The sequence below is a fragment of the Geobacter sp. OR-1 genome, from assembly GCF_000813145.1.
Taxonomy (GTDB): Bacteria; Desulfobacterota; Desulfuromonadia; order Geobacterales; family DSM-12255; genus Geoanaerobacter.
On sequence record NZ_BAZF01000048.1, the window covers coordinates 1 to 2438 of the forward strand.

Consider the following 2438-nt stretch of genomic DNA (forward strand, 5'->3'; position numbering starts at 1 on the left):
CAGGAGCCGGTCGAGCAGCTGGCCGTGGTGGATGACTTCGAGGTCGATGCCGTACTGGCGGTAGTCGTTCTTCAAAGTGGAGTAGCAGTGCGGGCACTGGGTGATGATCTTCTTCACGCCCCGCTCCTGAAACAGCCGGACGTTTTCTTGAGCAATTTTATCGAAGACGTATTCATTGCCAAGCCGTCTTAAACTGTCGCCGCAGCACTGTTCATCTTTGCCGAGGATTCCCCAGGATATTCCGGCAGCATCCAACAGGGTGGCGATGGCTACGGTGACCTGTTTCTGTCTGGAGTCGAAGGAGCCGGCGCAGCCGACATAGAAGAGGTATTCAGTCTCTCCGGCCTCGAACGGTTTGACGTGCATGCTGGCGGCCCATTTCCCCCGCTCGGTGGGGGCGATCCCCCAGGGGTTGCTCCTGCCTTCCATGTTCTCGAACAGGTTCAACAGTTCTTCGGGAAAGCTGGCCTGCATTTCGACGAGGTAGCGTCTCATCTTGATGATCTTGGGCAGCTGTTCGATGAAGACCGGGCATTGTTCCAGGCAGGCGCCGCAGGTGGTGCAGGACCAGATGGTCTCTTCGGTGTTGCTCCCCTCTCCTTCGCCGTCGATGAGCGCTAATGCGGGTTCTTTGCCGCTTCTGATCTCCTGTTCGACGGCCATGAGGTTGACCTTGAGGCTGTGGACGACCTGGCGGGGGTTTAACGATTTGCCGGTAACGCTGGCCGGGCAGGCGGCCTGGCACCGGCCGCATTCGGTGCAGGAGAAGGAGTCGAAGAGGTCTTTCCAGGTGAAGTCGTCCACTTTGCCCGCGCCGTAGCTGTTCCCTTTTGCGAACTGTTCGCGGGGAGGAATAGATACCGGTTCGAGGTTTCTCAGGAAGCAGTTGGGGATGGCGGTGATGATGTGCATATGCTTGCTGACCGGCAGGAAGCAGATGAAGGCGATGAGGACGCCGGCATGGACCCACCAGGACCAGGTGGCAAAGGGGAAGAGCTGGTCGGCCAGGGGGGAATGCTTGAGCAGGGTGGCAACAAAGGATGAGACCGGCATGTAGCCGTGGCTCTGGTCCATGACGGCCAGAAGTGCGCCGTGGAGACCGAAGTAGGCGAGCATTAAGAGGGCGATGCAGGAGAGGATGAAGAACCCTTCGAAGCTCCGTGCCTTGACGTATCTGCTGTCGAGATAGTCGGGTTTGAAGATGAGCCGCCGGCCGAAGGAGAGGGTGATGGCGATGATGGTGGCAACGGAGACGAGGTCGAAGAGGAACATGAGAGCCTGGTAGAGCGGTAGCGGCAGGGCTTCCAGGGTGAAGCCGGGAATGAGTCCTTCGAGGATGAAGGCGCCGTTGGCGATGAGCAGGACCATGAAGGACCAGAAGATGACGAAGTGGTTGATACCGAACGGTTTTGCTATGACCCGTTTCTGGCCGAAGGCGTAGAGGAGCATTTCGTGAATGCGGACCCCGATGTTGTCGAACCGGTTCTCGGGCTGGCCGAGCCTTACCAGGGCGAGCCGGCGCCAAAGACTGTAGCAGAAGAAGAGGAGTGCCGGTATCAAGAGCGCGGCAAAGAGTATGGGATTGGGGGTCATTGCAACCTCACGGTGATAGTTGGTGAATAGTTAATAGTGAACGGTAAAAAGTGAAAGGTTTTATGCACCATTCACTATTCACCTTTCACAGTCTTTTAAGCTACTTTCCTGGCGTGCTGCGCTTTCAGTGCTCTGATCCCGGCGGTGATGGCCGGTATGACCCGGAACAGGTCGCCGACGATGCCGTAGGTGGCGACTTCGAAGATGGGGGCGTTCTTGTCGCGGTTGATGGCGATGATGACGTCGGAGTCCTGCATGCCGACCAGGTGCTGGATGGCGCCGCTGATGCCGCAGGCAATGTAGATCTTGGGCCGGACGGTTTTGCCGGTCTGGCCGACCTGCCGGTCCTGGGGCATCCATCCGGCATCGACGGCGCTCCTCGATGCCCCGACGACGCCGCCGAGTTCGTCGGCCAGTTCCTGCAACAGGGCGAAGTTCTCGCTCCCCATCATGCCGCGGCCGCCGGAGATGATGAAGTCGGCGCCGGCAATGTCTACATGGTCTTTTTTCTTGTCGCTGATGATCTCGAGGACTTTGACGAGGAGTTCTTCTTCACGGACCGGACACTGTTCGCGGACGATCTCTCCTGTCCGGCCGTCCTGCCGTTCGGGCATGGGCATGACATTGGGCCGGACGGTGGCCATCTGGGGCCGGTATTTGTCGCACATGATGGTGGCCATGATGTTGCCGCCAAAGGCGGGCCGGGTCTGCATGAGGTTGCGCTTGCTGTCTACGGCTAATCCGGTGCAGTCGGCGGTGAGACCGGTCTTGACTTCGGTGGCAACGGCGCCGGCCAGGTCGCGGCCAAGACCGGTGGCGCCCATGAGGATGATTTCGGGTTTATG

The 2438-nt window shown here is 59.1% G+C and carries 2 protein-coding genes; both read right to left on the reverse strand.

Annotated features, from left to right (window positions below):
- Positions 1 to 1593, reverse strand: a 1593-nt coding sequence (locus tag OR1_RS20370) for a (Fe-S)-binding protein (RefSeq protein WP_041974968.1), incomplete at its 3' end; no start/stop codon positions are given.
- Positions 1594 to 1688: 95 nt separating this feature from the next.
- Positions 1689 to 2438: electron transfer flavoprotein subunit alpha/FixB family protein (locus tag OR1_RS20375; RefSeq protein ID WP_041974970.1), on the reverse strand; the 750-nt coding region annotated here is incomplete at its 5' end.